Origin of the sequence: Thioalkalivibrio versutus (assembly GCF_001999325.1) — a bacterium.
Lineage (GTDB): Bacteria > Pseudomonadota > Gammaproteobacteria > Ectothiorhodospirales > Ectothiorhodospiraceae > Thioalkalivibrio > Thioalkalivibrio versutus.
In genome coordinates, this window is sequence record NZ_MVAR01000035.1 from 1 (window position 1) to 26,955 (window position 26,955).

Below are 26,955 nucleotides of genomic sequence, written 5' to 3' on the forward strand. Positions count from 1 at the left end.
GCGCACGCGGCCGGGCATGTATTCGGCCAACAGGTCGAGGAACAGCGGTTCGGGATCGAGACCCCGTGCCCAGGCCAGTTCGCGGAACCAGTGCGTACCGATCGCTACGTGCGCGACCTCTTCGCGCTGGATGATCTCCAGCAGCGCCACGGTGTCGGTATCGCCCGCCGCTTCCAGCCGCTGGATCATGCCCGGAGTCACGTCCAAGCCCCGCGCCTCCAGCACCCGCGGCACCAGTGCCATGCGCACCATCACGTCGTGGTCGGTCGCCAGCGCCGCCTCCCACAAGCCGTTGTGGGCGGGCAGGTCGCCGTAGTCCGCACCCAGCTCGTGCAGGCGCGCCCGCAGCAGCCGGAAGTGCCGCGCCTCCTCCGCCGCGACCTGCAGCCAGTCGCTGACGAACGGCGCCGGCATGGCGCGGAATCGGTACACGGCATCGAGCGCCAGGTTGATCGCATTGAACTCGATGTGCGCCACCGCATGCACCAGCGCGACCCGACCGGCAGTGGTATTCAGTCCACGCCGCGGCAGCTCCTTCGGATGCACCAGCACCGGCCGCTCAGGCCGCCCCGGCACCTCCATGCGTTGCGGCGCGGGGGCATTCGCGCCCTCCAGCTCATCCGCCCACCAGGCGCGCGCCAGCTCCAGCACACGCTCGCACTTGGCCTCCGGGTCGCGCTCGCGCAGGGCGGCCTCGGCCGCGCGGTAGACGGCCGGGTGCGGCCGCGGTCTTTCGCTCATGGCATCTCTCTGTCGCTACGCACGGTCAGGCCCGGACGCGCACGTTCACCATCATGTCGTTGTCCTCGTGCTCCAGATTATGACAGTGGAACACGTAGAGCTGATCGCCATCGTAGTGATGGGTGAAGTCGATCGCGATGCGCACCGTCTCGCCCGGCCACAGCAGGACCGTGTCCTTCCAGCCCAGGTCCGTGACGGTCAGGCCTTCATCGTTCACGGCCTGCTGGCGCACAAAGTCCGGACCGCCTGAACGTGACAGCACCTGGAACGAGAAGCCATGGATATGCATCGGATGCGGCATGCTGCGGTCCGCATTGCGGATCGTCCACACCTCCCGCGTATTGGCATCCACCTCGATCGGCACCCGGTCAGGAGCGTACGTCTCTCCGTTGATGCGCCACTGCATCGGTGCCATGTCCAGACGGATATCCCGTTCGCCGGCATCCGTCACGTCGATGGGCTCGATCCGCGACAAACGCTCGGGCACCTCGGCGGTGACCGCCTCGCCCTCGCGGACCACGAACTCGAGCAATGCGAGCGGATCGCCGTCGTGCATGCCGCCACCCATCATGCGACCCATGCCGCCGCCCATGCCACGCCCCATCATTCCGCCGCCCATGCCGCCACCGGCCATCGGGTCGAATTCCAGGCTGTGCAGCTCGACCCGGTCGCCTCCGGCAAACGCGGCGAAGTCAACCAGGACCTCCAGGCGTTCTCCCGGCGACAGGAAGGCCTCCCGGGCCTCCCGGGGCGACTCCAGCAGCCCCGCGTCCGTGCCGATGACCCGGAACGGAATGGCCTGACCCTCGGCGCGCAGGGCCAGCCGGTAGATCCGGGCGGTGGAGCCGTTCAGCAGGCGCAGGCGATGGATACGCCGCTCCACCTCGTGCGTCGCGGCCGGCGTCATGTTCACCAGCACCTCGTCGCCGAGATAGCCCATCATCCCCTGCATCGGGTTCGGCCGGTACACCAGATGGCCGAGCCGGTCGAAGCGCTTGTCCTGCAGTACCAGCGGCAGGTCGGTCGTGCCCAGCTCCAGCCCCAGCGCCTCGTTCAGCGCCTCGTTGTCGTCGTCGCTCACCAGCAGGAAGCTCGCCAGCCCCTGGTGGGCCTGGCGCGCGGTCCGGTGATGGGCATGGGTGTGATACCAGTAGGTACCGCCACGGTTGGTCACTTTGAAGCGGTATTCGTACTGCTCACCGGGGTCGACCGTATGGATCGGATGGCCGTCCACCCGGCCCGGAACATGCAGGCCATGCCAGTGGATGATCGTGCCCTCGTCGAGCTGGTTGTCCAGGGTCACGTCCAGTTCATCGCCGGTGCGCAACAAGAGGATCGGATTCTGGTATTCATGGCCGTTCATCTGCGTCCGGTACCAGAGGAACGGGGTCTCCTCGCGCCCCGGCACCGGCAGCCACCCCTGCTCCGCGACCAGGGTGAACGGCTTGTTGGGTGCGAGCACCGCAAACGGGCCGTCCGCGCCGGGCAGAAACAGGGCGTTGTCGAAACGGGGGGCGGACACTGCATGGTTGAACAGGCTCCAACCGCCGAATGTGGTGATGACGGGAAGCGCCGCGGCCAGCCCCAGAAACTGACGTCGTTTCATCATTGCTTTTCTCCAGTACGGGATGCCGGCATGCTCCGGCGCAGCAGAATGGAATTGCCGATCACCGAGAGCGAGCTGGCGGTCATCGCGACCACACCGATCATCGGGTGCAGCAGCCCGGCCGCGGCGATCGGGATCGCGGCGCTGTTGTAGCCCCAGGCCCAGAACAGGTTCTGCACGATCTTGCGGAAGGTCAGCCGCGACAGCTGGACGGCCTCGACGACCTTGGTCAGCTCCCCGCGCACCAGGGTCACGTCCGCGGCCTCGATCGCGACGTCGGCGCCGGCCCCGATCGCGATGCCGACATTGGCCTGCTGCAGGGCCGGGGCGTCGTTGATGCCGTCGCCGACCATTGCCACGTGCTCGCCGTACTCCTTTTGCAACTCGCGGATGGCCTCGACCTTGCCCTCCGGCAGCACGCCGGCGCGCACCTCGTCGATTCCCACCTGGGCGGCCACGGCATTCGCGGTGCGCTCGTTGTCGCCGGTGACCATCACGCAGCGGATACCGAGGTCATGCAGTTGTTCGATCGCGGCCTGCGACTCTTCCTTGAGCGTATCGGCGACCGCGACAACGCCGGCCGCCTGGTCGCCAATGGCCACCAGCATCGCGGTCTTGCCGGCATCCTCCAGTTCCCGCAACGGCCCAAGCAGGGCCGACGGATCCAGGCCCTGCTCCTCCAGCAGGCGCTGGCTTCCCACCAGCACCCGCTCGCCGTCCAGGTGGGCCTCCACTCCACGTGCGGTATGCGACTGGAACTGCTCGACCTCGGCGACCTCCAGCTCCCTGTCGCGCGCCCCTTGCACGATGGCATCGGCCAGCGGGTGTGCGGAACCGGCCTCGACGGCCGCCGCCGCCCGCAGCACCCGGGACTCGTCAAAGCCTTCGGCCGGGAGGACGTCGGTCAATGCCGGCTTCCCCCGGGTAATGGTGCCGGTCTTGTCGAGCACGATCACCGCAATGTCCTTGAGCGTCTGGATCGCGGAGCCCGAGCGGATCAACACGCCGCGCTCGGCCCCCATGCCGGACCCGACCATCAGCGCGGTGGGCGTGGCCAGCCCCAGCGCACAGGGGCAGGCAATGACCAGCACGGCGATCGCCGCCAGGATCGCCAGCACCAGCGGCGGGCGTTCGGAATCGACCCAGGGCAGGAAGCCCTCGCCCCAGACCAGGATCGGCTGCAACGCCCCGGAGAACGCCAGCCAGGCCGCGAACGCGGCCAGCGCGATCACCAGCACCGCCGGCACGAAGCGCGCGGTGATGCGGTCCGCCAGTTCCTGCACCGGCACGCGCGAGCCCTGCGCCTCGTTGACCAGGCGGATTACCTGCGAAAGGAAGGTATCGGCGCCGACGCGGGTGGCGCGCACCTTCAATCGCCCCTGTTGGTTCAGGGTGGCGCCAAGCACGGTGTCGCCCTCGCCCTTGTCCACCGGGACCGACTCGCCGGTGGCAATGGACTCGTCCACGGTGCTTTCGCCGGCCACCACCTCGCCATCGGTCGGCACCTTCTCGCCCGGGCGCACGATCATCACGTCGCCCACCTGGAGCGACTTGACCGACACCTCGACCTCCTCGCCATCACGCTCGACCCGGGCGGTCTTCGCACCCAGGTCCAGCAACTTGCGGATCGCCGAGGAGGCCTCGCCCTTCGCGCGATACTCCAGATAGCGCCCGAGCATATGGAAGGCCATGATGGTCGCGGCCATCTCGATGAACGAGGTCATCGGATAGACGAAACCAACCAGCCCGATCAGGTAGGGCGGCAGCGAGCCCATGGAGATCAGCACGTCCATGTTCAGGTTGCCGCTTTTCAGCGAACGCCAGGCGGACCGATGCGTGGCCGCGCCCCCCGCCAGGAACACCACCGGGAAGGCCAGCAACGCGATGATCAACAGATAGCCGGGGATCGGCTGCCAGAACATGTGCGGCATCATCAGGACCATGATCGCGATGGTCGGCACCATCGCGAACCACAGACGGTTCCAGGCCTGCTTCACGTAGGCGGCGTCGATCGCCGCGTCGTCCGCCTCGCTGGCGGCGTCGTCGGTCTCCACCGCCGCCACGTCGTAGCCGGCCCCCTCCACAGCCGCGCGCAGGGCCTCGCCATCGGGCCCGTCCGGCGTCACCTCCACCGTCACGCGGTGGTCGGAGATGTTGGTGCGCACCGTCTCGATCCCGGCGAGCTTCTCGATCGCCGCGCGCACGATGCCGGCGCAGTGATCCGAACCCATGCCCGGCACCACCAGCCGCACCGAACCGGAACCCCCGGCCTCGCTCTCGACCTGTGCGACGTCGTAGCCGGCGCCCTCCACCGCGGCGCGCAGCCCCTGCGGGTCGACCTGGTCGGGGTCATACCCCACCGTCACCCGGTGCCGGGCGATATTGGTCCCCACCGAGGTCACCCCCGGGGTCTTTTCCAGCGCCGAGCGCACGATGCCCCCGCAGTGGTCCGACCCCATGCCGGGGACGATGACCACCGCCTCGCGGGCGGTCGCCGGCTTCGTTTCTGACGTCGTCATCGCGTGACTCCTTACCGACCACCGAACAAATACTTGATCAACGCGGCGATCGCGAGGATCAGCAGTACCAGGACCAGAAGCCCGATCAGGCCTCCGCCCAGACCCATACCGCCCAGCCAGCCAAAACCTTGTTCATTCATCATGATGGAGTCCTCCCAAGGACTTAAATTCAACGGCGATACGCGGTTTCGCGTATCGAGGGGGCGATCCGCAATCGCCCGGGGCCGGGCGGACGCCCGGCCAGGGAGGACTCAGAGAGGGGGACGCAGATCCGGGCCCGAACGGGCGCCGGGACCCATGGCCACGGCCCCCGGAACGGGGCGGGACAGCGATGCAGTGACCGGCTTGGTCACGGAGGAAGGCAAGGCGGAGGCCCCGCAGATACCGCAAACCGCGCACGGCATCTCGCAGCCCGAGAAGTCCGCCTGAACCGCGGGGTCCAAGGGCAGGGGTTCCGAGGGCGAGGTGGCGCCTTGATCCGGACAGTGGCCCGGCGTGGCGATTGCCGCCCCGTGATCCCCATGCATCATGCCCGCACCGGCGATCGGCGCCAGCAACAGCGCGGCGGCAATCAGCAGAGTCAGCAGATGGGACAGGGCTCGCGACACGGGCAGGCCTCGAAAGAGCATTCTTTTTACAAGTCTAGCAGCGTCGCGGACCGGTCACATGAGATAGATCAAGCAGGGAAGCACAACAACATTACAGCACCGGCGCCAGCAGGTAGGCGGCACGCGCGGCCACGCGGCGCCAGAGCGGGAGATCGTTCACGTCCTGCGGAGTCATCTCGCGGGAACGGGCGAAGTCGGCCTCGAACATGCGCGCCGTCTCGCGCGCGAAGGCCGGGTCCAGCACCAGTGCCGTGACCTCGAAGTTCAGCCGGAAGGAACGGTTGTCCAGGTTCACCGTACCCACGGCCGCGCCCATGTCGTCCACCACGAACGCCTTGCCGTGCAGGAAGCCGTCCTCGTAACGATAGATGCGCACGCCGGCGTCCAGCAGCGGCCCCAGGAAGGCGTAGGCCGCATGCGTGGTCAGCGGGTTGTCGGTGACCTCGGGAATCAGCACGCGCACGTCGACGCCGCTCAAGGCGGCCAGCTTGAGCATGCCCTGCACGCCCTCGTCGGGCACGAAGTACGGGCTGGCGATCCAGATGCGCCGGTCCGCCGCGTGGATCGCCTGCTGCATCATCAGGCTGGCGGTCTCGAATTCATCGGCCGGACCGGAGGGAAGGATCAGTACCGGGACCCCGTCCTCCGCCATGGTCGCCGGCTTCCATTCCAGCTCCGGGACCGCCTCGGTGGCCCAGTGCCAGTCCTCCAGGAACACCGACTGCAACGCGAGGGCGGACGGCCCCGCAATACGCAGGTGGGTGTCGCGCCAGGCACCGATTGCCGGATCGCGGCCCAGGTACTCGTCGCCCACGTTCAGCCCGCCGACCCAGGCCTGTTCGCCATCGGCGACCACGATCTTGCGATGATTGCGGAAGTTCAGCTGGAAGCGATTGCCGCGTCCGCGGGTGGAGTGAAAGTGCTGCACGTGCACACCGGCCTCGCGCAGGGTATCCAGATAGGATCCGGGCAGGCGGTAGCTCCCGATCTCGTCATACAGGAAATAGACCTCGATACCGGCCTCGGCACGCTCCACCAGCCGGCGCTGGAGTTCGCGCCCGATCGCGTCGTCACGCACGATATAGAACTGCACCAGCAGGTAGCGTTCGGCCTGCTCGATCCCCCGGAAGATGCTGTCGAAGGTCGCCTCGCCGTCCACCAGCAGCTCGACCTCGTTGCCGTGGAGAAACGGCCAGCGGGCGAGCTGCTGGACGCCGTCCAGGTGCTTGCTGGGTTCCTCTGCGAGGTACTGGTGCGACCACAGCTCCTCGGTCTTCGGCTGCAGGGCCCGGGCCAGGCTGGAGTCCTCGTCGCGGCGCGCCACGACATAGCCGCGAAACTCACTGGCGCCGAACACCCAGTAGGCCGGGACAGCCACATACGGCACGGTGTTGAGTGAAACGATCCAGGCCACCGCGCCCTGCGATGTGCGGGTGGACATCAGCGCATCCAGCGAGGACAGGAAGCCCAGCAGGTGGAACGCAATGACCACAGTCAGCAGGACGCGCCAGCGCGGGCGCCGCCGGCGCGGCTGCGAACGGGCCTCCCCGCTGGAAGCCGACATACCCGTCTCAGCCCAGGGCGTCGAGGCCGCGCGCCAGATCGCGCTGGATGTCGGCGACGGCCTCGAGCCCGACCGCGACCCGCACCAGGGCCTCGGTAATACCCTGGGCCTCGCGCTTCTCCGGGTCCACGCGACCGTGGGTGGTGGTGGCCGGATGGGTAATGGTGGTCTTGGCATCCCCCAGGTTCGCGGTGATCGACAGGAACTGCGTGGCGTCGATCACCGACCAGGCGGCGTCGCGCCCGCCGGCGACCTCGAAGCTCAGCACCCCGCCGAAGCCGCTTTGTTGCTGCTTCGCGATCCCGTGCTGCGGGTGATCTTCGAGGCCGGGGTAATGCACGGCCGTGACCGCGGGGTGGGATTGGAGCCACTGCGCCAGATTGAGCGCGTTATCGCTGTGCGCGCGCATGCGCAGGGGCAGCGTCTCCAGCCCCTTCAGGAACACCCAGGCGTTGAACGGCGACAACGTCGGACCCGCGGTGCGCAGGAAGCCGTAGACCTCCTTGCCCACCCGCTCGGCGTCGCCCACCACGGCACCGCCGAGGCAGCGGCCCTGGCCGTCAAGGAATTTGGTCGCCGAGTGGATAATGATATCGGCGCCCAGATCCAGCGGGCGCTGCAGGATCGGCGTGCAGAAACAGTTGTCCACCGCGAGCAGCACGTCGCGGCGATGGGCGATGTCGGCCAGCGCACGGATGTCCACCACCTCGCCCAGCGGGTTCGATGGCGTCTCGCAGAAGTACAGCCGCGTGTTCGACTGCGTCGCCTGTTCCCAGGCCTCGAGGTTCGACAGCTCGACGTAGGTCACCTCGACGCCGAAACGCGCCAGGTAGTTGTTGAACAGCACGGTGGTGGTCCCGAACACCGAGCGCGAACAAACCACGTGATCGCCCGCCTTCAGCAGGCCCATCATGGTCGCCAGGATCGCGGACATCCCGGAGGCGGTCGCCACGCAGGACTCGCCGCCCTCCAGCGCGGCCAGGCGGTCCTGGAAGGTGCGCACGGTGGGGTTGGTGAAGCGCGAATAGATATTGCCCGGGACCTCGCCACCGAAGCGCGCGGCGGCCTCCGCGGCCGAGCCGAACACGAAGCTCGAGGTCGGGAAGATCGCCTCGGAGTGCTCGCCCTCGGGCGTGCGCTGGTAGCCATAGCGGATGGCGACGGTCTGCGGGTCGTATTCGCTGGGATCGAAATCGGTCATTGGGGTCTCTCGGGCCACGGATTGCTGACCGGACAGTGTACCCGGCGTTTTCGTCAGTTTCCGGGCTGCAGCCGGTCCGCCACGCGCGTGAGCACGTCGTAGCTGATGGTGCCCGCCGCGCGGGCGACCCGCTCCACCGGCAGGCCCTCGCCCCACAACGTCGCCATGGCACCGACCTGCACCTCCGGCAACCCGGACAGGTCCACCGCCAGCATGTCCATGGAGACACGCCCGATCAACGGGCAGAGCCGGTCCTGCACAAGGATCGGCGTGCCCGACGGGGCATGCCGCGGGTAGCCATCGGCATATCCCATTGCCACGATCCCGGCACGGCCCGGAGCGGCGGCGGTCCAGGTCGCGCCATAGCCCACCGTACTGCCAGGCTCGAGAGGCTGGGTGGCGATGATCGGGGCGCGCACGGTCATCGCCGGGCGCAGATCACCGTCCGGGCCCTCCGGGAGGTGCTCGACGGGGACCGAGGCCGGATGCGCGCCGTAGAGCATGATGCCGGGGCGTGCCCAGTAGTCGCCGGGCGCCGCCGACGCCCCGCCCTTGCCCCAGCCGGCGAACAGGGCCGCCGAATTGGCCACGCTACGGAGCCCCGGAAAAGCGGAAACCGTCGCGCCGAATTGTTCCAGCTGGCAAGCATTCTGCCGATGCCCGGGCTCGTCGGCGCACGCCAGGTGCGTCATCCAGTGCAGGCCACCGCACCCGTGTCCGGCGGCCTGCAAACGCGTGGCGACGCGCTTTGCCACCTGCGGCGCGAAACCCAGGCGATTCATGCCGGTGTTGAGTTTGACCCAGACCACGGGAAGCACCACGCCAGCGGCGTCGAGATGGTCAAGCTGCGTCGCGTCGTGCAGCACGGGCTGCAGGTCGAACTCGGTACAGGCACGCGCCTCGGAGACGTCGCGCGGGCCCTGCAACACGAGGAGTGGGCCGCCGAAGCCGGCAGCGCGCAAGGCGCGGGCCTCGCCGATCTGAGAGACCGCCAAACCATCGCTCGTCTGCGCAAGGGCCTCGGCCGCCCACAGCAGACCATGGCCGTAGCCCTCGGCCTTGATGACCGACCACATCGGAACGCCCGGCGCCAAGCGGCGCGCCACACCCAGGTTGTGTCGGAGCGCCTCGGGATGAAGGTGGATGCAGGCCGCGCGTCTCACGTCGTGCCTAGTGGCCGATCTCGCCGTAAACGTCGGGGGCGTAGTTCTCGAAGCGCGTGAACTGCCCGTGGAAGGTCAGGCGCACGGTCCCGATGGGGCCATTACGCTGCTTGGCGATAATGATCTCCGCCGTGCCCTTGTCGGGCGACTCGTCGTTGTAGACCTCGTCGCGATAAACGAAGGCGATGATATCCGCATCCTGTTCAATGGCCCCGGACTCGCGCAGGTCGGACATCACCGGGCGCTTGTTCGGACGCTGTTCCAGCGAACGGTTGAGCTGCGACAACGCGATCATCGGCACACTCAGCTCCTTCGCCAGGGCCTTCAAGCCACGCGAGATATCCGAGATCTCGTTGGCGCGATTCTCGCTGCTGCCGGGGGACTGCATCAGCTGCAGGTAGTCGACCACGATCAGGCCCAGGCCCTTGTGTTCGCGCATCAACCGCCGGGTCCGTGCTCGCAGCTCGGTGGGCGAGAGCGCCGGCGTATCGTCGATGTACAGCGGGGCCTCGGACAGCATCTGCACCGCGCTGGTGAGGCGCGGCCAGTCGCCATCCTCCAAGCGTCCGGAGCGCAGCTTCTGCTGGTTGATCCGCCCCATCGAGGACAGCAGGCGAATGGCCAGCTGCTCACCCGGCATCTCCATGGAGAAAATCGCGACCGGCTCGGAGTTCTTCATCGCCACATACTCGGCAATGTTCATCGCGAACGAGGTCTTCCCCATCGAAGGCCGCCCGGCCACGATCACCAGATCGCCCGGATTCAGCCCCGAGGTCAGGGCATCCAGATCCTGGTAACCGGTGGCAATCCCGGTGATTGGATTCTGGCTTTCGTAGAGATACTCGATCTGGTCCACCGCCGCCGTCAGCAGTGGCTTCATCCCGCGAAAGCCCTGAGCCCCGCGCGCACCCTGCTCGGCGATGCGGAAGACCTTCTGCTCCGCCACGTCCAGCAGTTCCTTGGAACCGCGGCCGTCCGGGGTATAGGCGGAATCGGCAATCTCGGTACCTACCGAGATCAGCGAACGCAGGATAGAGCGCTCGCGGACGATATCCGCATAGGCCACGATGTTGGCCGCACTCGGCGTCTCGGCGGCCAGCCGTCCGAGATAGGCCATGCCCCCGGCCGATTCCAGCTCGGTCGTGCGATCCAGCTGCTCCGACACGGTGACCATGTCGAACGGGGCATTACGATCCGCCAACGCGGATACCGCCCGGAAGATCAGGCGGTGATCATGGCGGTAGAAGTCGTCTGCAGTGATGCGGTCCGCCACCCGGTCCCAGGCAGCGTTATCCAGCATCAGCCCTCCGAGGACCGCCTGCTCGGCCTCCTCGGAATGCGGGGGGACCCGCGGATTCGGGATCATGGGCGAGTTCATGCGACGAACCCGCCCATGTGCCGGGTATCAGCGACCCGGTGGGGCCACCCTCCCGACATCCGGCGGATCACTCTTCGCCGATCACGACGACGCGGATGTCGACGTCCACGTCCGAGTGCAGGTGCAGGCCGATCTCGAATTCACCGGTGGTGCGCAGCGGACCTTCCGGCATGCGCACTTCGCGCTTTTCGACTTCGGTACCCTTGGCGGTCAGCGCGTCGGCGATGTCCGCCGGGCCGATGGAGCCGAACAGCTTGCCTTCGCCACCGGACTTCGCGGTGATCTCGAGCACGGTTGCGTCCAGCTTTTCCTTGCGGGCCTCGGCCGCAGCCAGGGCCTCGGCCGCCGCCTTTTCCAGTTCGGCGCGACGCGCCTCGAATTCGGCGATGTTCTCGGCGGTGGCAAACTTGGCCTTGCCCTGCGGCAGCAGGAAGTTGCGCGCAAATCCCGGACGCACGTTGACGCGGTCGCCCAGGGTGCCCAGGTTATCGATCTTTTCCAGCAGAATGACTTCCATCTTTGGTATTCCTGTAACGTTTGATCAGCCCCCGAAGGGGCGCATTCTACACCGGTCTCGGACCGGTCTCACGGATTGTTGTCACTGTCCTGCCCGCCCTGCGCGGAACCGGGGCCCAGTCGCGAGCGGATATCCGCCCAGGCGTCGATCACCCCGATGGTGGCCAGCAGCAGAAACATCTGCGGCATGGCCAGGGCCAGAAGCACGTACATCCCCACCAGCCAGAAGCTGCTCATCCCCTGCCGGAAGGTCAGCGCGTGCATCAGCGCGATCCCCTGCAGGAAGAACAGCACCGCCAGGATGAACGCCAACTCCGTGGCCACCGGGACCGGGCCCAGATGCCCGATACCGGCCAGCAACAGCGTGACGGCACTCAGCATCCGCCCGAACTGCAGCCCCCGGAACTCCTCGCCGAACGCCCCCGGGTTGTACAGCAGTGCCTGCCAGTAGCGACCCAGCAGCACGGCCAGCGTCAGGCTCAGCAGCAGGATCCCGGCCAAGAGCCCGGTCAGGTACGGCGCCGCGCGGCGCAGCCCCGCCTCCAACTCCTGTGGCCCGGTCTCGCTGCCCTCGACCAGAGGCCCCAGCAGGGCCATGCCCGCCTCGGCCCAGGTGGACTCCAGATCCGGCACCAGCAGGTGCACGGCCAGCACGCCGATCCCGGCGACCGCGGCGGCGACCTGCAGCGTCATGCGCCACGAGATCGTGCGCCGCAGCAGCTCGGCGAGCAGCGCCACTGGCGCCCACTGCACCACCCCGGCAACCACCCCCGCGAACAGCGGGGCCTCCGGGATCAGGACAAACATCGCCACCCCGAGTACCACTGCGGACAGCACCATCACCAGGAGTGCCTGGCGCAGGCCGATGCGCAGCCCCACGAGGGCGATCAGCGCACTGCTGAGCAGCGCCACCGGAGGCAGGAACAGGCCCGCCACGCCAAAGCCGGAAACCGCGCCTACGGCGCGGCTCCGGCTTTTCATCGCAAATTCGGCCAGTACGCGCATGGCGACGGCCCCGGCGAACCGGTGCGGGACTTAGTGGTTATCGCTGTACGGCAGCAGGGCCAGGAAGCGCGCACGCTTCACCGCCGTGGCCAGCTGGCGCTGATACTTCGCGCTGGTGCCGGTGACACGGCTGGGTACGATCTTGCCGGTCTCGGTCACAAACCCCTTCAACAAATTCAGGTCCTTGTAATCGATGTACTCGATGCCTTCGGCGGTGAACTTGCAATACTTGCGGCGACGCGGAAAACGGGCCATGTCAGATCTCCTTCAATGATTCGGTCAACGAACGGGCGGGATTTACTCGGCGGAAGCCGAGTCGTCGGAGGCGCCTTCGCCACCCTCGTCGTCACGCTCGCGGCGACGGCCCTTGCCACTCTCCTCTTCCTGGCCCTTGGCCAGCGGGGAGATCTCGGTCACGGCCTCTTCCATGCGCATTGCCAGGTGGCGCAGCACGGCATCGTTGAACCGGAAGGCACTGGCGAGCTCTTCCATCGCCTCTTCCGAGGCCTCGATGTTCATGAGCACGTAGTGGGCCTTCACCAGCTTCTGGATCGGGTAGGCCAGCTGACGGCGGCCCCAGTCTTCCAGGCGGTGGATCTTGCCTTCATGACCTTCGACCAGGCCCTTGTAGCGCTCGATCATCGCCGGGACCTGCTCGCTCTGGTCCGGGTGGACCAGGAATACAACTTCGTAATGACGCATCGGGAACTCCTTGCGGGTATCAGCCTCCCGTCAAATGCGGTGAGGCAAGGGTTCGGCCCAGCGGACGCAGCCGCAGGGCAGAAAGGCGCGACACGATAACCGAAGCGGGCGCCAACAACAAGCAGGGGCCGGCGAAACAGGGGTTTGCACCGCCCATGGGAAGGCTACCAGCTACGCAGAACCAGCCGGCGGACCTTCGCGGCGCTGACGGACCGCCTCGAACAGGGTGACGCCGGTGGCGACGGAGACGTTGAGGCTCTCCACCGCGCCCTGCATCGGCAGGGCCGCGAGGTGGTCACAGGCCTCCCGGGTCAGACGCCGCAGGCCCTCGCCCTCGGCCCCCATGACGATCGCGGTCGGCGGGCGCAGGTCCAGATCATAGAGGCTCTCTCCCCCCTCCCCGGCCAGGCCTACGGTCCACATCCCGGCATCCTTCAGGACTGCCAGCGTCCGCGCGAGATTGCCGACCGTCACCACCGGCACGGTCTCGGCGGCCCCGGACGCCACCTTGATGGCGGCGGGGGTCAATGCGGCGCTGTGATGGCGCGGCATGACCACCGCCCCGGCCCCGGCCGCATCCGCGGTCCGCAGGCAGGCCCCGAGATTGTGCGGGTCGGTCACCCCGTCGAGCACCAGCAGCAGATCCAGGCCATCGCGCACCCGGGTGATCAGGGCCTTTTCGTCCAGCAGCGGACGCGGCGTGCAGTGCACGACCACACCCTGGTTCTGGAACCCCGGAAGCTGCTGATCGAGCCGCTCGCGGCCTACCCGCTCGATCGAGATGCCCCGCGACTGCGCCAGCGCTCGCAGGCGCTCCAGGGCGGGTTCGATGGGGTCGGTCGCCAGCTGCAGCCGCTTGACCCGCTCCGGGGCCCGCTGCAACACGGCGGCCACTGCGTGGATGCCACCAAAAGTCTCGGCGCGGCTACCCTTGCCCCCCTTGCTCATCGCGAACCTCCGGCACGGCGATCCCGCCACGGGTCAACGCCCCGGCGGACACCGCCTGAGCGGCCCCCGAGCAAGCGGGGGAACAGACGCGGGTTCACCCGGTGCCTCAGGACGAGGACGGACGTCGACGACGGCTGCGGCCTCGTCCGGACCCAGAGGATTCCTTGGCCTTGGCCGGGCGATCCGCACTCGGCTCGACAATGGTATTTCCGTCCTTGTCGGCCTCGGGTCGCGGCGGCGGAACCGCCTCGTTGCCCGGTTCCGGGGCATCGCTGTTGCCTTCATCCGGCGCGCTCCGCGGGCGGCGTACGTTGCCCCGGCCACGTCCGCTGCCCCGACTACGTTCATTGCCTGGGCTTGCTTCATTGCCCGGGCTTGCTTCATTCCCCGGGCTCGCTTCATTCCCCGGGCTCGCCTCATTCCCCGGGCTCGCCTCATTCCCTGGGCTCGCTTCATTCCCTGGGCTCGGCTCTTTCTCCGAGCTCGGTTCTTTCGCCGGGCTCGGCTCGGCAGCAGGGCTCGTCTCGCCACCGGCGGCCCCACGGCGGCGGCCACCACGACGGCGGCGCTTCTTCTTCGGCGCCGGGGCATCATCGTCGGCCGCGGGCGCTCCCGGCCCGGCTGCTGTGGGCTTTGCCTCAGGCTCGGGCGCTGCTGCGGTTGGCTCGGCGGCGGCCTCGACCGGCGCCGCATCGGCATCCTTGCGGCGCTTGCTACGACGGCTGCGCTTTTTCGGCGGCGGAGCGGCGGGACTCGGCTGACCCGCTTCCTGGGCCAGGGCCAGATCGATCTTGCGATCATCCAGACTCACCCGGGCCACCTGCACCTGGAGCTCGTCGCCGATACGGAACACCCGGCCACCGCGTTCGCCGGTCAGGCTGTGGCGCGCCGGGTCAAAGTGGTAGAAGTCGTTGTCGAGGCTGGTCACGTGCACCAGGCCCTCGATGTAGACGTCCTTGATCTCCACGAACAGACCGAACCCCGTGACTCCGGAGACCACGCCGGGGAAGGTCTCGCCGACCTTGTCCTGCATGTACTCGGCCTTCAGCCAGGCCACCGCGTCGCGGGTCGCGTCGTCGGCGCGTCGCTCGGCCATCGAGCAATGCTCACCCAACTGCTCCATGTCGCCATGCGAGTACGGGAAGGCCTTGGCGGTGCCCTTGCGCAGCACATGGCGAATGCCGCGATGCACCAGCAGGTCCGGATAGCGGCGGATCGGCGAGGTGAAGTGCGCGTAGTCGTCCAGCGCCAGGCCAAAGTGGCCGTCGAGTTCCGGGGCATACACCGCCTGGCTCAGCGAGCGCAGCAGCACGGTCTGGATCAGCTGCTGGTCGGTGCGCTGGCGCGCCGCCTTCAGGACCTCGGTGTAGTCGGCGGGGCTCGGCTCGTCACCACCACCCAGGCTCAGGCCCGCGCCATTGAGGAACTCGCGCAGGTCGTCGATCTTGTCCGACGGCGGCTGATCATGGATGCGGTACAGCGCCGGCACCTTGTGCTTCTTGAGGAAGCGCGCGGCGGCCACGTTGGCCATGATCATGCATTCCTCGACCAGGCGATGCGCATCGTTGCGCACCGTCGGCACGATCTTCTCGATCTTGCGGTCCTCGCCAAAGACGATCTTGGTCTCGGTGGTGTCGAAGTCGATCGCGCCCCGGCGATTGCGCGCCGCGTGCAGGGCCTTGAAGGCCTGGTGCAGGGTCTCCAGGTTCGGCATCACATGCGCGTTCTGCTCGCGCTGCGCCGCGTCGCCGTCGAGCATCGCGGCCACGTCCTCGTAGATCAGGCGGGCGTGCGAACGGATCAGTCCCTCGTGGAAGCGATAGCTCTTCAGCGCCCCGCGCGCACCGATCTCCATCTCGCAGATCATGCTCAACCGGTCCACGTTCGGATTCAGCGAGCACAGACCGTTGGACAGGGCCTCCGGCAACATCGGGATCACGTTGTTCGGGAAGTACACCGAGGTGCCGCGCGTGCGCGCCTCGCGATCCAGCGCGGCGTCGCGCTGGACGTAGTGCGACACGTCGGCGATCGCAACCCACAGCCGCCAGCCCTTGCCTTCCGGCTCGCAGTACAGGGCGTCGTCGAAGTCGCGGGCGTCGTCGCCATCGATCGTGACGAACGGCTTCTCGCGCAGGTCCAGGCGATCCTTCTTGTCTGCCTCGGCCACCTCGGCGCCCAGCTCGTCAGCCGCCGCGGTGACCTCGTCCGGCCACTCGTGCGGCAGGGCGTGGGCGCGGATCGCGATGTCGATCTCCATACCCGGCGCCATGTGCTCGCCCAGGACTTCCTGCACGTCCCCACGCAGGCGCGCCGTGCGTGAAGCGGATTCACGGATGCGCACGACCACGATCTGGTCGTCCTCCGCCTCGCCCAGGCCGTCCGGCGGCACCAGGATGTCGTGGGTGATGCGCTTGTTGTCCGGGGTCAGGATGCCGACACCGTCCTCGATCTTCAGGCGCCCGACCACCTGGGTGGTGTTGTGCTCCAGGACCTCGACAATCCCGCCCTCGCGGCGGCCGCGACGATCAACGCCCATGACCCGGGCCAGAACCCGGTCGCCATGAAATACCCCGCGCATCTGCTTCGGCGACAGGAACAGGTCGTCATCCTGCTCGTCCGGCACCAGAAAACCAAAACCATCCGGGTGACCGATCACGCGCCCGCGGATCAGGTCTTCCTGGTTGACCGGCAGATAGGCACCGCGACGGTTGCAAAGGGCCTGCCCATCGCGCTCCATCGCCTTCAGGCGGCGGCGCAGGGCCTCGAGGCGATCCTCGTCGTCGATCTTCAGACGTTCCGCGATCTCGTCGTAGGACAACGGATTGTCGGCTTCCTGCAGAAGCCCGAGGATGAACTCGCGACTGGGGATGGGGTTGTCGTATTTCTGCGCCTCGCGCTCGAAATTGGGATCGGCGGGGGTCTTGCGACGTTGTCTTGGCATTCAGTGAACTCTGTGGATGTTGCAATGGGCAGCCCCTCGCCGGGAATCCGGCTGGGCGCGCAAAGCGCCCATTATGAGGCATGCGGAATTTTGTTGCGCAGGGGACGCGTTTGCGCGCCCCCTGCCGACCACACCGGAGGGAAACATTCCCGCTCCGGGGCGTTGACAGCCCCCCAGCCGCGCACTATATTGCGCGCTCCTGAAGCGCAGGACACACGGTTTCCTCATTGTGTGTCGTCCCTCGTGCCGAGGTGGCGGAATTGGTAGACGCGCTAGCTTCAGGTGCTAGTGGGGGTAACCCCGTGGAGGTTCAAGTCCTCTCCTCGGCACCATTTTTCAGCTGTATTCGAATCCCTGTTATACGCGAAGCGACACCCGTGAGGGTGGCGGATTTTCTGCGTGGCGAATCCCACCTGCTCCGCCACTCGGCTCGCCGGAGCCCGCACGGTGGTGCGCGCCCCGACGTGCCCAGGGAGACACGCAATCAGCTGTCGAACGGGTCGCGCAACACCAGGGTCTCGTCACGATCGGGCCCCGTGGAGACCATGTCGACCGGCACCCCGACCACCTCGCTCAGACGCTCCAGATAGGCGCGGGCATTAGCCGGCAACTGGTCATACTCGCGGATCCCGACCGTGGATTCCGTCCACCCCGGCATCTCCTCGTAGATCGGCGTGCAGGCCGCATAGGCCTCGGCGCCGGACGGCGGCGCCTCGCGGGTCTCGCCATCGCAGTTGTAGCCCACGCAGATCTGCACGTTCTCCAGGCCATCCAGCACATCCAGCTTGGTCATGCACAATCCGCTGATGCTGTTCACCTTGACTGCTCGCTTCAGCGCGACGGCATCGAACCAGCCGCAGCGCCGTGCGCGCCCCGTGGTGGAACCGAACTCATTGCCCTGCCGCGCCAGGTGTTCACCCATGTTGTCGAACAGCTCGGTCGGGAACGGTCCGGCGCCCACCCGGGTCGTGTAGGCCTTGGTGATCCCCAGCACGTAGTCGAGGTCGCGCGGCCCCACACCCGACCCGGTGGACGCACCACCCGCGGTGGTATTCGACGAAGTCACGAACGGATAGGTGCCGTGGTCGATGTCCAGCAGCGTGCCCTGGGCCCCCTCGAACATGACGTCCTTGCCCTGCTCGCGCAGCTTGTGCAGGCGGCCCGCCACGTCGGTGACCATCGGCTGCAGGCGCTCGGCGTGCGCCAGGCACTGCTCCAAGACCTCTTGCTGGTCGATGGTCGCGGCCTTGAAGTAATGCTTCAGCGCGAAGTTGTGATAGTCCATCACCTCGCCCAGCTTGGCCGCCAGGCGTTCGCGGTGGAACAGGTCGTCCAGGCGCAGGCCCCGGCGCGCAACCTTGTCCTCGTAGGCGGGGCCAATGCCGCGCCCGGTGGTCCCGATCGCGGCCTTGCCACGGGCCTTTTCGCGCGCCAGGTCGAGGGCTACATGGTAGGGCAGGATCAGCTGGCAGGCATCCGACAGGCGCAGACGGTCCGCCACCGGCACACCCTTGGCCTCCAGCTCTTCCATCTCGGTGATCAGAGCCTCGGGCGAGAGCACCACGCCATTGCCGATCATGCATTCCACGCCCTCCCGCAGGATGCCCGACGGGATCAGGTGGAGCACGGTCTTCTCGCCATCGATCACCAGGGTATGCCCGGCATTGTGCCCGCCCTGGAAGCGCACGACGGCCGCGGCATCCTCGGTCAGACGATCGACAATCTTGCCCTTGCCCTCGTCACCCCACTGGCTGCCCAGTACGACTACAAAACGTCCCATCGCCATCAATGCTCCACTACTGTCCATTCCCCGGCGCGCGGCTCGAGCCGCGCGCCCCCGGGTACTTCGTTGTCCTGGCCTTCCAGCTCGCGCACTACGCGCACGCCGCGGGCACGGAGATCCGCAATGGCCGCCTCCAGCGCCACATCGCCGGTGGCCGGTGCCAGCACCGTCTGACGAGGCGTCATCGGCGCCCCGGCCTCGCGGCGCACGAAGGCGCGCAAATCGGTGCTGAAACCGGTGGCCGCCCGTGCGCGGCCGAAGACGCGACCGATCTCGTTATAACGGCCACCGCGCGCGATCGCCTGGCCGGACCCGGGCACGAAGGCCGCGAACACCAGACCGGTGTGATAGGCATAGCCGCGCAACTCGGCCAGGTCCAGGTGCAGGTCCAGGCCCGGCTCGCTCGCCTCAAGCCGTGCGACCACAGCCTGCAGGTGATCCAGCGCCACCGCCACCTCGACGGGTGCACCGGCCAGGGCGCGACGGGCAGCGTCGAGTACCGTGGCGTCGCCATTCAGATCCACCAGGGAGCGCAGCCGCGCACAGGCCGCCGGATCCATGCCGCCGGCCTGCCAGGCCGCGAGGGTCTGTTCGATCTCGGGCACGCTCTTGCGCTGGAGTTGATCGAAAAATTCCTGCTCCTGGCTCGCATCCAGACCCGCATCCTGCGCCAGGGCACGATAGATCCCGACGTGGCCGAGATCCATGCTAGGACGTTCCACTCCGCAGGCGGCCAGGGTCGCCAGCATCAACCGGATAATCTCGAGATCACTATCGATCCCGTCATGGCCAAACAGCTCGGCCCCAGCCTGAAGCGGACTGCGTGAACCCGACCATTCATCTGCACGGGTACGCAGCGCACTGCCCACGTAACAAAGCCGATTCGGGCCCTGGACACGCAGACGGTGAGCATCGATCCGCGCCACTTGCGGGGTCAGGTCTGCGCGCACGCCCATCATGCGGCCAGTGAGCTGATCCGTCAGCTTGAAGGTCTGCAAATCCAGCGCGTGCCCGGCACCAGTCAACAGGGACTCCAGATACTCCGCCAGCGGCGGCATCACCAGGTCATAGCCCCAGGTGTCGAACTGGTCCAGCACGCGCCGGCGGAGGTCCTCCAGACGGCGCGCAGCATCCGGAAGGGCCTCCTCCAGCCCGTCCGGCAGCAACCAGCGGTTGATATCGGTCATCTCGTCCCTGCTCTTGTGCTGTGATCCGCCACGCCCGAGTGGCGGCCCGGCAAAAATCGGGCCCGGAATCTTCCGGGCCCGTTGCAAACGGCCACCTTCGAGGCGGCCACGGCGGACCGCCTCCGCCCCTCCTTTACCGGGTCGGCAACGGCGCCGGGCGTTCGCCACCGGGGGCGTTGAAGAACTGGAAGAACTCGGAGTTCGGTTCCAGGATGAAGGTGCTGTTCTCGCCACTCATGCTATTGCGGTAGGCGATCAGGCTTCGATAGAAGCGGAAGAATTCCTGATCCTCGCCAAACGAGCGCCCGAGGGTCTCGGTGGCGATCGCATCACCGCCACCGCGGATCTCTTCCGAGTCCCGATAGGCGTTCGCCAGGATGACCGTGCGTTCACGGTCGGCGCGCGAGCGGATGCGCTCGGCCTCTTCCTGACCGCGGGCGCGGAAGTCCTGGGCGACCCGCTGACGCTCGGCGCGCATGCGCTCGTATACCGACTCGGACACCTCTTCCGGCAGGTCCATGCGGCGGATGCGGACATCAACCAGGTCGATCCCCAGCTCCTGCGCGGTCTCCAACGCAGTCTGGCGCACCGCACCCATGATCGTCAGGCGTTCGCCAGCGACCACGTCCTGCAACTCGAAGCGAGCAAACTCGTTACGCATCCCGTCGCGCAGGATCTGGGCCAGGCGCTCTTCGGCCAGACGCTCGTCACCACGGGTGGCACGGTAGAACTGACCGACATCGTCGATCCGCCACTTGGCGTAGAAGTCGACAATGATGTTCTTCGCCTCGGAGGTCAGGAACCGGTCCGGCGGGATATTCAGCGTCATGATCCGGGCGTCGAACTTCTCGACGTTCTGGATCAGCGGGAACTTGAAGTGCAGCCCAGGGGCCGGGTCGACCTCCCGGATCTCCCCGAGGGCGAACTTGATCACGCGGTCACGCTCGTCGACGGTGTAGGTCGACAGCGCGACCACGATCCCGAGCACGACTACGGCAATACCGACGATGCGTAACATTAGCGAACCTCCCGCGAACGCTGGGCGGCCGGGCTGCGATCGCCCAGTCGGTTCGTGCCCGTGCCACTGTTGCCGAACGTGCTGCGGCTGGTATCCAGCGGCCGCGGTGTTGGCGTGTCACCGGAATTAGTGGTGGAGCGCTGCCCCTGGAACAGTTGATCCAGCGGCAGCATCATCAGGTTGTTACTGCTGCCCACATCCAGCATGACCTTGCGGGAATCCTGCAGCACGGCCTCGACGGCCTCGAGGTACAGGCGGTCGCGGGTTACGTCCGGCGCCTGCTGGTATTCGGCCAGCAACTGATCGAAGCGCGAGGCGTCACCCTCGGCGCGCGCGATCACCTGGTCCCGGTAACCCTCGGCCTCCTCGATGATACGGGCGGCCTGACCGCGTGCCCGCGGAATCACACCGTTGGCGTAGGCCTCGGCCTCGTTGCGGAAACGCACCTCGTCCTCGCGGGCACGAATCGCGTCGGCAAAGGCCTCCTGCACCGGCTCCGGCGGCTGCGCCTGCTGCATGGACACGGCCGTCACGATAATGCCCGCGCCATAGGAATCGAGGTTTTCCTGCATCACCACTCGCGAGGAGGATGCGATCTCGCCACGCCCCTCGCCGAGGATGAAGTCCAGGTTGTTCTTGCCGATACGCTCGCGGATCGCCGACTCCATCACCTGGTTCACGGTGGTGTCGGGGTCGCGCACGTTGAACAGGTAGTCGACCAGATCGAGGACGCGGTACTGCACCGCGATGTCGACATCAATGATGTTCTCGTCACCGGTCACGATCAGCGCACGGTGGGAGAGCGTACGCACGTTGTCGACATTCTCGATCTCGACGCGCTCGATCGGGTACGGCAGGTGCCAGCCCGGCCCCGGGTTTTTCACTTGCTGGAATTCGCCGAAACGCAGCACGACACCGCGCTCGCCTTCCGAGATGATATGGAATCCGGAGGCCAGCCAGACAACCACGGCAATGATCAGACCGAGGCTGACCAGGGCCTGCGTGCCGCGCCCCATGCCGCCGCTTCCGGAACCGCCGGAGCCGCCACTGCCGCCCCCGCCGAAGATGCCGTTCAGCTGACGCGACAGCTTGCGCATCATTTCTTCGAGATCGGGCGGCTGGTTACCGCTTCCGCCGCCACCGCTACCGCGCTGGCCGCCACCACCCCCACTCCAGGGGTCGCGGTTGTTGTTTCCCGGTTCGTTCCAGGGCATGGAGTGGACTCCGTCGCTCGCTCAGGGCTGCGCCCGACGCGGAATCCATGGAGACCGGCGGGCATAAGGGGTCACATTCTAGGGAGGCGCCTCCGGGCGGGCAACCACGTCCGGAGGGAAATGGGGGTTACTCGGGGCCCATACCGGCCGGCTCGGCCTCAATCACGACAAACGCCTGGGCGTAATCGCGCTCGTCGCTGATGCTGAGATGGATGGTCCCGGCGCCCAGACGCTCGGCCGTGGCGCGGGCACGCCCCTCCAGCACGAACTCCGGCCGACCACGGGCATCATGGGTCACGCCGGCCTCGGCCAGTGCCATATCCGCCCCGATGCCGCAGCCGAGCGCCTTGGACAGGGCCTCCTTGGCGGCGAAGCGCCGGGCGAGAAAACCGGCCGGGTGTTCGGGCGGCAGGTCCGCGCGCTCCAGCGGGTGCAGGATACGTTCCGCCAGGCGCGCACCGTGGCGCTCCCACATGCCCTGCATGCGCGCGACCTGCACCAGATCGGTTCCGATGCCCAGGATCATCCGGCGCTCAAACCGGGTACTGACCGGGCGGCAGACCCTGGCGCGCGGCATCCATCAGGCCGCGCATATGGCTGACCGCCTCGGGCAGGCCGGTGAACAGGGCCCGGGCCACGATCGAATGCCCAATGTTCAGCTCGTGAAACACCGGGTTGGCAGCAATCGGCCGCACGTTGTCATAGTCCAGCCCGTGCCCCGCGTTGATGACCAGCCCCATGGCCCGGCCGGCCGCAGCGGCCTCGTTGATCCCGCCCAGGAGCCGCTCGCGCTCGGCGACATCGCGGGCATTCGCATAAGCACCGGTATGCAACTCCACCACCGGGGCGCCGATGGCCACGGCGGCCTCCAGCTGGCGCACATCCGGCTCCACGAACAGCGAGACCTCGATCCCGGCGGCGGTCAGCGGCGCAACAAACGCGCGCAAACGCTCCAGCTGGCCCAAGGCATCCAGGCCGCCCTCGGTGGTCAGCTCCTCGCGCTTCTCCGGCACGATACAACAGGCCTCCGGGCGCAGCTTCAGGGCGATCGCCTGCATCCCCTCGGTGGCGGCCATCTCCAGGTTCATCGGGACCTTCAGCCGCGGCTTGATCCCGAACACGTCGTCATCCTGAATGTGGCGCCGGTCCTCGCGCAGATGCAGGGTGATCGAATCCGCCCCGCTGGCCTCGGCCAGGCGCACGGCCTGCATCAGGTCCGGGTACGGCGTATGCCGCGCCTGGCGGATGGTGGCGATATGGTCGAGATTGACCCCGAGCTTCAGCGGAGCAGGATGCGACATGATGCGGTGCCCTTGTATGGCTGCGGTCCGGGCCACTACAGCAGACCCCGGGTCCGCAGCGGCCGCCCGGCCAGATGGATGTCGATCAGCCGACGCATGAAGTCGCGGCTGACGCGGGCCTGATTATCCGGCACGTCGCAGGCGCTGGCCAGCGCCTGCAGCGCGACACCGGGGATCGCCTCGCTGCGACCGGCGGCCACACGTTCCATCCCCGCTTCCGGGTCGTAGCGATACCAGGCATCGGGGTCCAGCTCGGCCGGGTCCACGTGTTCGAGCCCGGAATCGAGTGGTGCGAGCAGGGCCCATTCCGCGCGGCGCAGGACCGTATCGGCGCGCTCGCGGGCGGCCAGCCGGGCATAAGCGGATAACAGCGCCGGGAGCGCCTCCGGGATCGGTGCGTCGCGTGGGTACAGGCGCAGGATCAGCTCGTTCAGGTACAGCCCGCAGACCAGGGCCCGCCCGGTCAGCGGGAAGACCCGCTGCTGCTCGGCCACATTCAGCGTCGGGAGCTCGCCGCGCCCCCGCCAGGCGAGATCCAGCAGCACGAAGGGCTGCACCGATCCGGCCTTGCCGCGCACCACTGCCGACAGGCGCCCGGCCTCGGCGGTGAGCAGGTCGAGGACCCGGCTGTTCTCGCGTAGCGGGCGGGCGTGCAGGACCACCCCCTGGGTGAGCCCGGCGGTCGCGCTCACCGCGATTCTTCGATCCCGAGGTCACGCAGGGCGCGCGGGTTGCGGGTCCAGTCGGCCTCGACACGCACGGTCAGGCGCAGCATCACCTTGCGCTCCAGCAGCGCCTCCAACTGGACGCGTGCGGCCTGGCCGATGCGCTTGAGTCGCTGCCCGCCCTTGCCGATCACGATGCCCTTCTGGCTGTCGCGCTCGACCAGGATCACGGCATCAATGTGGGTGGTGCGCGGCTCGTCCGACCACTCCTCCACGCGCACCGCCACCGAGTACGGGACTTCCTGCCCCAGATGCTCCAGCATGGACTCGCGGATCATCTCTTCGGCACGGAAGCGCTGCGGGCGATCCGAGAGCTGATCCGGGTCGTACAGGAACGGCCCCTCCGGGATATGCGCCCGAATCTCCGCGATCAGACCGTCCAGGTTGGATCCGGTCTTTGCCGAAAGCGGTACCACGCCGACATAGCCGAAGGCCGCGGCGCGGGCCTCGATGAACGGCAGCAGCTCTTCCTTCTCCCGACACTGGTCCACCTTGTTGATCACCAGGAGTGCCGGACGCCCGGAATGACGGATGGTCTCCTCGATGCGCTCGTCGCCGGGGCCGAACTCTCCAGCCTCGACGATGAAGCAGACCAGATCGGCATCCGCCAGCGCCTGGCTGGCCGTGCGATTGAGGACCCGGTTCACCAGCTGGGTACGCTCGGTATCGATCCCCGGGGTATCCATCAGTACGACCTGGTCCTGCCCCTCGGTCACGATGCCGAGGATGCGATTGCGCGTGGTATGCGGCCGGCGGGTCGTCGCCGCCAGCTTCTCCCCAACCAGGCGGTTCATCAGCGTGGTCTTGCCCACGTTGGGCCGGCCAATCAGTGCGACCAGCCCGCAGTGCGTGGTGGCGGGTTCGGGGACTACGGTTTCACTCATTGTTCCTGTACCTGTTGCAGGCGTTTCAGGGCCGCCTCGGCCGCGGCCTGTTCGGCGCGACGGCGCGAGGAGCCCTGGCCACGTTGGCCCCAGCCCTGGGTGGGCAGGTGGACCGCCACGGTGAACTGGCGCTTGTGATCGGGGCCGACCACCTCCAGCACCTCGTAGACCGGCAGATCCGCATTGCGGCCCTGCAGTTGTTCCTGCAGCCGGGTCTTGGGGTCCTTCAGCGATTCAGCCGACGGGAGATCGTTCAGGCGCTCGACATACAGCGCCAGGGTAAAGTCGCGCGCGGCCTCCATCCCGGCCTCGCGGTAGGTCACCCCGATCAGGGCCTCCACCGCATCGGCCAGGATGGAGTCGCGGCGTTGGCCGCCACTCTTGCGCTCGCCCTGCCCCAGGTTCAGCGTGCCCTCGAGGCCGGTCTCCCGAGCCAGATCCGCCAGCGACTCGCGATTGACCAGCGCCGCACGCAGGCGGGTGAGATCCCCTTCCGGGGCATCCGGGAGCTTCTCGTACAGGGCGTCGGCGATCACCAGCCCAAGGACGGCGTCACCCAGGAACTCCAGGCGCTCATTATTGCGCCCGCCGGCGCTGCGGTGGGTCAACGCCTGGTCAATCCCGTCGCCGTCGCGCACGGCCGCGGGCAGCAGACTGCGAAAATCCCGGCTCACGAACCCACCCGACAAAGCATGCAAGGAACCGACGCCGACCCCATCAGGGGGCCAGCGTCTCGCTGTTCGAGAAGCGCGCCACCACGTCCACATTGCCGAGGAATTCGCGGCGCACCTCGTACTGCAGGTGCAGCTGGCGGCTGGCGCCATTCTCGGTCACGCTGAAGTCCTCCTCGCCGATCCCGTCGTATACGGAATTGATCTGGAAGCGGCGGTTGATCTCGCGCCACAGTTCGCGTTCGCTCTTCTCTGCCGCGCCGGCCTGGGTGGCGACGTCCTGCATGATCGAGCGCACGGTGAGGAACTGGGTGTACTGCGTGCCCATCTTGATCACGAAGGTACCGACCAGCAGCGCCAGGAAGATCAGCGCGAGAATGGTGATCGCGCCCGCGCCCTGCATCGAGTGTCTGGAATGTTGCATGAATACCCCGTCCCTGTTTGCCCGCCCCCGCGGGGCTACTAGCGAATCGCCTGGCCGATCCGGGAAAAGTCCCGATGGCCTTCATTGTAATCCCAATGCAGCCAGATGAAGAGGGCACGCCCAACCAGATGCTCCTCGGCGACAAAACCCCAGGATCGGCTGTCGTTGGAATTATCGCGGTTGTCACCGACCATGAAGTAGTGCCCGTCGGGCACGGTGACCGATCCATCCAGGCTGGCCTGCTGCTCGCGCATCAGGGTGTTATAGGTGCGCCCGTCCAGGGTCTCCTCGAAGATCGAGGCACCCGACATCACCTGCCCCGAGCCCTCGCCCTCGAAGGTCCCGACGCGCTCGGCCGACTGCGGCTCCCCATTCACGTACAGGACGCGGTCGCGGAACGCGATGGTGTCGCCCGGCAGGCCGATCACACGCTTGATGTAGTCCTCGGTCGGCTTGCGCGGATACTTGAACACCACCACCTCGCCCCGCTCCGGTTCCCCGGTGTCGAGAATCTTGGTGCGCGTCACCGGCAGACGAATGCCGTAGGAAAACTTGCTGACCATGATGAAGTCGCCCACCAGCAGGGTGGGCATCATCGAACCCGAGGGAATGCGAAAGGGCTCGGCCACGAACGAGCGCAGGATCAGCACGATCAGCAGGACCGGGAAGAACGAGCGCGAGTAGTCGACGAACCAGGGCATTTCGCGCTGGCGCTCGGGGCTCCGACGCCGCCGCAGGATCACCCAGCCCAGCCAGATCAGGCCGGTCACGGCGGTTGCCAGCACCAGGATCAGTTCGAGATTTGCCATGCCGTGTCCTCTGTTCCCGGCCCGCCGGGGATCGCCCTGCGACCCGT

26 protein-coding genes and 1 tRNA gene are annotated in these 26,955 nt (G+C 67.4%); 1 reads left to right on the forward strand and 26 read right to left on the reverse strand.

The annotated features are described in order from the left end of the window. The 15 genes from B0684_RS11835 to rnr form a co-directional block, all read right to left on the reverse strand. Window positions 1–741, reverse strand: a 741-nt coding sequence (locus B0684_RS11835; RefSeq protein WP_077277037.1) for a ferritin-like domain-containing protein, incomplete at its 3' end; no start/stop codon positions are given. Window positions 742–766: 25 nt separating this feature from the next. Next, window positions 767–2,350 carry a multicopper oxidase family protein gene (locus B0684_RS11840; protein ID WP_018649738.1) on the reverse strand — a complete coding sequence of 528 codons (1,584 nt, stop codon included), beginning with the start codon at window positions 2,348–2,350 and terminating at the stop codon, window positions 767–769. Then, the gene (locus tag B0684_RS11845) at window positions 2,347–4,866 is read right to left on the reverse strand and encodes a heavy metal translocating P-type ATPase (RefSeq protein ID WP_018649737.1); all 2,520 of its coding nucleotides are present in this window, start codon (window positions 4,864–4,866) and stop codon (window positions 2,347–2,349) included. Before B0684_RS11845 ends, B0684_RS11840 begins: the two co-directional genes overlap by 4 nt. A gap of 11 nt (window positions 4,867–4,877) precedes the next feature. Continuing rightward, window positions 4,878–5,009, reverse strand: coding sequence for a hypothetical protein (locus tag B0684_RS14010; protein WP_017925682.1), 132 nt, complete (start codon window positions 5,007–5,009; stop codon window positions 4,878–4,880). A gap of 108 nt (window positions 5,010–5,117) precedes the next feature. After that, window positions 5,118–5,474: a hypothetical protein gene (locus B0684_RS13955; protein WP_196793817.1), complete on the reverse strand. Its 357-nt coding sequence runs from the start codon at window positions 5,472–5,474 to the stop codon at window positions 5,118–5,120. Between the two features lie 91 nt (window positions 5,475–5,565). Next, window positions 5,566–7,038 (reverse strand): cardiolipin synthase, encoded by a 1,473-nt coding sequence (gene cls / locus B0684_RS11850; RefSeq protein WP_018168156.1) that lies wholly within the window; start codon window positions 7,036–7,038, stop codon window positions 5,566–5,568. A 7-nt stretch (window positions 7,039–7,045) separates the two neighbouring features. Continuing rightward, window positions 7,046–8,239 (reverse strand): O-succinylhomoserine sulfhydrylase, encoded by a 1,194-nt coding sequence (locus B0684_RS11855; protein ID WP_018168155.1) that lies wholly within the window; start codon window positions 8,237–8,239, stop codon window positions 7,046–7,048. 53 nt (window positions 8,240–8,292) lie between these two features. Further along, window positions 8,293–9,402, reverse strand: a complete 1,110-nt coding sequence (gene alr, locus B0684_RS11860; RefSeq protein WP_026313014.1) for an alanine racemase — start codon at window positions 9,400–9,402, stop codon at window positions 8,293–8,295. Window positions 9,403–9,409: 7 nt separating this feature from the next. Then, a complete protein-coding gene (gene dnaB / locus B0684_RS11865; protein WP_018144046.1) occupies window positions 9,410–10,768 on the reverse strand; it encodes a replicative DNA helicase in 1,359 nt (452 codons plus the stop codon). A 79-nt stretch (window positions 10,769–10,847) separates the two neighbouring features. Continuing rightward, window positions 10,848–11,297 carry a 50S ribosomal protein L9 gene (gene rplI, locus B0684_RS11870; protein WP_018144047.1) on the reverse strand — a complete coding sequence of 150 codons (450 nt, stop codon included), beginning with the start codon at window positions 11,295–11,297 and terminating at the stop codon, window positions 10,848–10,850. A 68-nt stretch (window positions 11,298–11,365) separates the two neighbouring features. After that, the gene (locus B0684_RS11875) at window positions 11,366–12,301 is read right to left on the reverse strand and encodes a YybS family protein (RefSeq protein WP_018649735.1); all 936 of its coding nucleotides are present in this window, start codon (window positions 12,299–12,301) and stop codon (window positions 11,366–11,368) included. Between the two features lie 30 nt (window positions 12,302–12,331). Next, complete coding sequence (gene rpsR, locus B0684_RS11880) at window positions 12,332–12,556, reverse strand: 30S ribosomal protein S18 (RefSeq protein ID WP_018144049.1); 225 nt, start codon at window positions 12,554–12,556, stop codon at window positions 12,332–12,334. A gap of 42 nt (window positions 12,557–12,598) precedes the next feature. After that, window positions 12,599–13,003 (reverse strand): 30S ribosomal protein S6, encoded by a 405-nt coding sequence (gene rpsF / locus B0684_RS11885; protein ID WP_018168152.1) that lies wholly within the window; start codon window positions 13,001–13,003, stop codon window positions 12,599–12,601. A gap of 171 nt (window positions 13,004–13,174) precedes the next feature. Then, on the reverse strand, window positions 13,175–13,951 hold the full coding sequence (rlmB, locus tag B0684_RS11890) for a 23S rRNA (guanosine(2251)-2'-O)-methyltransferase RlmB (protein ID WP_018649734.1): 777 nt from the start codon (window positions 13,949–13,951) through the stop codon (window positions 13,175–13,177). Between the two features lie 106 nt (window positions 13,952–14,057). Continuing rightward, window positions 14,058–16,892, reverse strand: coding sequence for a ribonuclease R (rnr, locus tag B0684_RS11895; RefSeq protein WP_018649733.1), 2,835 nt, complete (start codon window positions 16,890–16,892; stop codon window positions 14,058–14,060). 245 nt (window positions 16,893–17,137) lie between these two features. On the opposite strand from rnr, the gene B0684_RS11900 reads away from it, so the two are divergent. After that, a tRNA-Leu gene (locus tag B0684_RS11900) sits at window positions 17,138–17,224 on the forward strand. A 152-nt stretch (window positions 17,225–17,376) separates the two neighbouring features. On the opposite strand, the gene B0684_RS11905 is transcribed toward B0684_RS11900, so the two are convergent. The 11 genes from B0684_RS11905 to lepB form a co-directional block, all read right to left on the reverse strand. Then, entirely contained in the window at window positions 17,377–18,678 is a 1,302-nt protein-coding gene (locus B0684_RS11905) for an adenylosuccinate synthase (protein WP_018168149.1), read from the reverse strand. After that, a complete protein-coding gene (locus B0684_RS11910) occupies window positions 18,678–19,862 on the reverse strand; it encodes an ATP phosphoribosyltransferase regulatory subunit (RefSeq protein WP_018649732.1) in 1,185 nt (394 codons plus the stop codon). Before B0684_RS11910 ends, B0684_RS11905 begins: the two co-directional genes overlap by 1 nt. Window positions 19,863–19,995: 133 nt before the next feature. Continuing rightward, entirely contained in the window at window positions 19,996–20,880 is an 885-nt protein-coding gene (gene hflC / locus B0684_RS11915; RefSeq protein ID WP_018649731.1) for a protease modulator HflC, read from the reverse strand. Next, the gene (gene hflK / locus B0684_RS11920) at window positions 20,880–22,094 is read right to left on the reverse strand and encodes an FtsH protease activity modulator HflK (RefSeq protein ID WP_018649730.1); all 1,215 of its coding nucleotides are present in this window, start codon (window positions 22,092–22,094) and stop codon (window positions 20,880–20,882) included. Before hflK ends, hflC begins: the two co-directional genes overlap by 1 nt. A 127-nt stretch (window positions 22,095–22,221) precedes the next feature. Continuing rightward, window positions 22,222–22,620 carry a holo-ACP synthase gene (gene acpS, locus B0684_RS11925; RefSeq protein WP_018168146.1) on the reverse strand — a complete coding sequence of 133 codons (399 nt, stop codon included), beginning with the start codon at window positions 22,618–22,620 and terminating at the stop codon, window positions 22,222–22,224. 7 nt (window positions 22,621–22,627) lie between these two features. Further along, window positions 22,628–23,395, reverse strand: a complete 768-nt coding sequence (locus B0684_RS11930; RefSeq protein ID WP_018168145.1) for a pyridoxine 5'-phosphate synthase — start codon at window positions 23,393–23,395, stop codon at window positions 22,628–22,630. A 35-nt stretch (window positions 23,396–23,430) separates the two neighbouring features. Beyond that, the gene (recO, locus tag B0684_RS11935) at window positions 23,431–24,087 is read right to left on the reverse strand and encodes a DNA repair protein RecO (protein WP_018649729.1); all 657 of its coding nucleotides are present in this window, start codon (window positions 24,085–24,087) and stop codon (window positions 23,431–23,433) included. Continuing rightward, complete coding sequence (gene era, locus B0684_RS11940) at window positions 24,084–25,004, reverse strand: GTPase Era (protein ID WP_018144060.1); 921 nt, start codon at window positions 25,002–25,004, stop codon at window positions 24,084–24,086. The genes recO and era overlap by 4 nt, the downstream gene beginning before the upstream one ends. Next, window positions 25,001–25,678: a ribonuclease III gene (gene rnc / locus B0684_RS11945; protein WP_026289529.1), complete on the reverse strand. Its 678-nt coding sequence runs from the start codon at window positions 25,676–25,678 to the stop codon at window positions 25,001–25,003. The genes era and rnc overlap by 4 nt, the downstream gene beginning before the upstream one ends. A gap of 43 nt (window positions 25,679–25,721) precedes the next feature. Next, window positions 25,722–26,078, reverse strand: coding sequence for a DUF4845 domain-containing protein (locus tag B0684_RS11950; protein ID WP_018144062.1), 357 nt, complete (start codon window positions 26,076–26,078; stop codon window positions 25,722–25,724). Between the two features lie 59 nt (window positions 26,079–26,137). Then, window positions 26,138–26,908, reverse strand: a complete 771-nt coding sequence (gene lepB, locus B0684_RS11955) for a signal peptidase I (RefSeq protein ID WP_018168142.1) — start codon at window positions 26,906–26,908, stop codon at window positions 26,138–26,140. Window positions 26,909–26,955 lie beyond the last annotated feature (47 nt).

Excerpts from the sequence above, each read along its gene's own strand:
- B0684_RS11930 (WP_018168145.1), bottom strand. The coding sequence starts at position 23,395 with ATGTCGCATCCTGCTCCGCTGAAGCTCGGGGTCAATCTCGACCATATC.
- cls (WP_018168156.1), bottom strand. The coding sequence starts at position 7,038 with ATGTCGGCTTCCAGCGGGGAGGCCCGTTCGCAGCCGCGCCGGCGGCGC.
- rpsR (WP_018144049.1), bottom strand. The coding sequence starts at position 12,556 with ATGGCCCGTTTTCCGCGTCGCCGCAAGTATTGCAAGTTCACCGCCGAA.
- rlmB (WP_018649734.1), bottom strand. The coding sequence starts at position 13,951 with ATGAGCAAGGGGGGCAAGGGTAGCCGCGCCGAGACTTTTGGTGGCATC.
- acpS (WP_018168146.1), bottom strand. The coding sequence starts at position 22,620 with ATGATCCTGGGCATCGGAACCGATCTGGTGCAGGTCGCGCGCATGCAG.
- dnaB (WP_018144046.1), bottom strand. The coding sequence starts at position 10,768 with ATGATCCCGAATCCGCGGGTCCCCCCGCATTCCGAGGAGGCCGAGCAG.
- B0684_RS11875 (WP_018649735.1), bottom strand. The coding sequence starts at position 12,301 with ATGCGCGTACTGGCCGAATTTGCGATGAAAAGCCGGAGCCGCGCCGTA.
- B0684_RS14010 (WP_017925682.1), bottom strand. The coding sequence starts at position 5,009 with ATGATGAATGAACAAGGTTTTGGCTGGCTGGGCGGTATGGGTCTGGGC.
- B0684_RS11910 (WP_018649732.1), bottom strand. The coding sequence starts at position 19,862 with ATGACCGATATCAACCGCTGGTTGCTGCCGGACGGGCTGGAGGAGGCC.
- B0684_RS11840 (WP_018649738.1), bottom strand. The coding sequence starts at position 2,350 with ATGATGAAACGACGTCAGTTTCTGGGGCTGGCCGCGGCGCTTCCCGTC.
- era (WP_018144060.1), bottom strand. The coding sequence starts at position 25,004 with ATGAGTGAAACCGTAGTCCCCGAACCCGCCACCACGCACTGCGGGCTG.
- rpsF (WP_018168152.1), bottom strand. The coding sequence starts at position 13,003 with ATGCGTCATTACGAAGTTGTATTCCTGGTCCACCCGGACCAGAGCGAG.
- rnr (WP_018649733.1), bottom strand. The coding sequence starts at position 16,892 with ATGCCAAGACAACGTCGCAAGACCCCCGCCGATCCCAATTTCGAGCGC.
- rplI (WP_018144047.1), bottom strand. The coding sequence starts at position 11,297 with ATGGAAGTCATTCTGCTGGAAAAGATCGATAACCTGGGCACCCTGGGC.
- B0684_RS11845 (WP_018649737.1), bottom strand. The coding sequence starts at position 4,866 with ATGACGACGTCAGAAACGAAGCCGGCGACCGCCCGCGAGGCGGTGGTC.
- hflC (WP_018649731.1), bottom strand. The coding sequence starts at position 20,880 with ATGTTACGCATCGTCGGTATTGCCGTAGTCGTGCTCGGGATCGTGGTC.
- B0684_RS11950 (WP_018144062.1), bottom strand. The coding sequence starts at position 26,078 with ATGCAGGGCGCGGGCGCGATCACCATTCTCGCGCTGATCTTCCTGGCG.
- hflK (WP_018649730.1), bottom strand. The coding sequence starts at position 22,094 with ATGCCCTGGAACGAACCGGGAAACAACAACCGCGACCCCTGGAGTGGG.
- B0684_RS11855 (WP_018168155.1), bottom strand. The coding sequence starts at position 8,239 with ATGACCGATTTCGATCCCAGCGAATACGACCCGCAGACCGTCGCCATC.
- B0684_RS11905 (WP_018168149.1), bottom strand. The coding sequence starts at position 18,678 with ATGGCGATGGGACGTTTTGTAGTCGTACTGGGCAGCCAGTGGGGTGAC.
- lepB (WP_018168142.1), bottom strand. The coding sequence starts at position 26,908 with ATGGCAAATCTCGAACTGATCCTGGTGCTGGCAACCGCCGTGACCGGC.